At 61.6% G+C, this 2,386-nt stretch carries 2 protein-coding genes and 1 pseudogene; all 3 read right to left on the bottom strand.

The features are described 5' to 3' along the window. Nucleotides 1-969 (bottom strand): annotated as a pseudogene (locus A2I95_RS31845) (hypothetical protein); the annotation flags it as partial. Between the two features lie 81 nt (nt 970-1,050). Further along, nucleotides 1,051-1,431, bottom strand: coding sequence for a GtrA family protein (locus A2I95_RS31850; RefSeq protein ID WP_291736273.1), 381 nt, complete (start codon nt 1,429-1,431; stop codon nt 1,051-1,053). Between the two features lie 2 nt (nt 1,432-1,433). Then, nucleotides 1,434-2,386: glycosyltransferase family 2 protein (locus A2I95_RS31855; RefSeq protein ID WP_291736270.1), on the bottom strand; the 953-nt coding region annotated here is incomplete at its 5' end.

Here is a 2,386-nt window from a genome sequence, read left to right on the forward strand (position 1 = left end):
GGACCGCACCGGCATGTCGATGCCGCTGCGAATGACCTGCAGGCAGATCAGCGCCAGCCCCAGCCCGGCCCCGGACAGCATGTACAGCGCCCGCCATTTGTCCCGGCTCCACACGGCCCACACGGCACAGCCAAGCACCGCAGTCTGAAGCAGCGCCAGCCCGGTGATGCTGTAACCGCCTTTCAGCACCAGGTTCACCAGGAAATCCGCGGCCAGTTTGGAATTTTTCAATGCCGAGGCCAGATCCGTCGCAGGGCTGGGATTGCGCCAGTCTGCCATCGGCACGCCGAACACCCCGTGCTCGGCATAGTTCAGCGCATAGATTGCCAGCATACCCAGGGCAAAGCTAGCAATGAACAGCACCAGCAAACCCGCCAGATCCTTTGCTGAACGTGCGGCGTCTGCGCGAGTCAGGCTCATCGCGAGGATCAAAAACGGGTAGGTCGTATAAGACATCAGCGCCGCCGGAACAAAGACCAGCATCAGCCAGCGGCACGCCCGCTCGCTCAGCCGGGTGGCAAGCCAGCCATAGAACGCCAGAATCGCCAGCCCCGGGATCAATGTGTTGAACCACAGCGAAATCAGCACCCACGGCAGGCACAGACCTGCCATCAGCGCCACCATCACCTGCTGCCAGACCTCCGCTTCACGATCCAGGGCATTGTGAACCAGGCAGCCCAGGTAAATGGCCCAAAACAGCTGATAGACCACAAAATTGACCCAGGCAGGTGTCACCACGCCGCGCAGATGCCACAGATAATTGACCCAGCGCCCTTCGGTCAGGGTTTTGGAATAAAACAGCTCAGGATCAGCGAGCAGCGCCGGGTAATCGTCATGCCGGATCATCGGGTCCGGCAGTTGAAACAACGCGCTCAGCAGCAGCATGGCAAACACTGCAGCAATCAGCTGCCACAGCCGGGCAAATGGCTTAACCCGGGAAGCATCGCTGTAATTGAGGGACATGGTCATGCTGCGGTCTCCGGCCGGTAGCGTGGTGACTGGGGGATCTGGGGAGGTTGATCAAGTGCCATGTCAGCTCCAATTGCGGCCTCAGCAGGCCGCAGCGTATACCCAGACACGGAAGACGATGTAATTCTGCACTGGCAGCCAAACGGTGACCAAGGCACCGGAAACCCAATCCGGCCACCCCAATGCCGGCCCCAGCACCGCTGTTATCATAGCCGACACTACAAACCCGGCGCCAATGGAGCAGGCAAACCGCACCATCTGGTCCGGCAGGCTCAGGGGACGGCGGAACGTCCACCAGGTTTGCAAAACGTATTGCACAGTCACCGCAAAGGCAAAGGCAGCCGCGTTGGCAAAACCCTGGGCCAGCCCGGCTGCCAGAAACAGCAGGTAGCCCGAGAAATAGATGCCCGCGACCAAGGTGCCGACGATGCAGAACCGGATGAACTGGCCCCAATCGCGCATTGTCACGACGCTTCCTTGTGCCGGGGGGCCGTTTCGATGTTCACCGGATCCGCCGCCGCCGCACTGCCGGTCTCCTCTGACAAGAAGTACATCGGCCGCTGCTTGCTCTCCATGTAAAGCCTGCCGATGTATTCCCCCATGATCCCCAGCGTCAGCAGCTGAATGCCCGAGAAGAAGGAAATCGCCAGCAGCATCGACGCCCAGCCCGGCGCGGTGTTGTGAAGGACCAGCGACAGAAACACATAGACCGCCATCAGGAAAGTCACATAGAGACTCAGGAAGGCCAGCCGCGTCGCCATCTTCAGCGGCTTGGTGGAAAACCCGGTCAGCGCATCAGTTGCAAAGCGCAGCATGGCGCGGAACGGGTATTTGGTAACGCCCGCAACCCGCGCGTCGCGCACGTATTCCAGCCCGATCTGCTTGTAGCCCGCCCAGGCAAACATGCCGCGGATGAACCGCGCGCGCTCGGGCATTGCCAGCACCGCCGCCAGCGCACGGCGGCTGACCAGGCGGAAGTCACCGGTATCCTTGGGAATATCCACATCCGACAGCGTGTTCAGGAAACGGTAGAACCCATAGGCCGTGATCTTCTTGAACAGGGTCTCCCCCTGCCGTTCGGCCCGGCGCCCATAAACCACGTCATAGCCGCGATCCATCATCATCATCATGTCCGGCAGGATTTCCGGCGGGTCCTGCAGGTCGGCATCCAGCATGAAGACACGCGCGCCCCGCGCAGCCTCCAGCCCCGCGGTCAGCGCCACCTGATGGCCGCGGTTCGCCGAGAGGCGGATGCCGCGCACCACAGGGTACTTGGCATGGGCCGCCTCTATCGCCGCCCAAGTTTCGTCGCTGGATCCATCATCCGCCAGGATGATCTCGGCGTCCTGCGCCCATGGTTCAATGGCCTGCACCAGCCGCTCCACCAGCATGGGGACCGACTCTTCTTCATTGTAGC

It is taken from the genome of Leisingera sp. F5 (genome assembly GCF_001593695.1).

Excerpts from the sequence above, each read along its gene's own strand:
- A2I95_RS31850 (WP_291736273.1), bottom strand. The coding sequence starts at position 1,431 with ATGCGCGATTGGGGCCAGTTCATCCGGTTCTGCATCGTCGGCACCTTG.